The following is a 273-nucleotide window of genomic DNA, read 5'->3' on the forward strand; positions in this document are numbered from 1 at the left end:
GCCCTTCCGGTTTTAGAGTGCGTTGATTTTGTCCTGTAGTTGTCCGGAGTGGATCAGGCACCGCAAGATGTAGTGGTTGAGGTTTTTGAAACCTAGGGCGATGCCGCGTAGGTGTTCGAGTCTGCCGTTGATTGCCTCGACGGGGCCGTTGGATGCACCGATATCAAAGTAGGCGAGCACATCTTTGCGTCGTCGCCACAGGGTGCGTCCCAGTTGGGCGAGCTCTTCTAAGCCTTTTGGTAGTCCTTTGCGCAGGGTGTGGATGATGCGTTC

At 55.3% G+C, this 273-nt stretch carries 1 protein-coding gene; it reads right to left on the minus strand.

The features are described from left to right. Positions 1-12 precede the first annotated feature (12 nt). On the minus strand, positions 13-273 hold a 261-nt coding region (locus tag HMPREF2604_RS02900), incomplete at its 5' end, for a transposase (RefSeq protein ID WP_141746416.1).

This window comes from Corynebacterium sp. HMSC055A01 (genome assembly GCF_001809405.1).
In the GTDB taxonomy this organism is placed as follows: domain Bacteria; phylum Actinomycetota; class Actinomycetes; order Mycobacteriales; family Mycobacteriaceae; genus Corynebacterium; species Corynebacterium hesseae.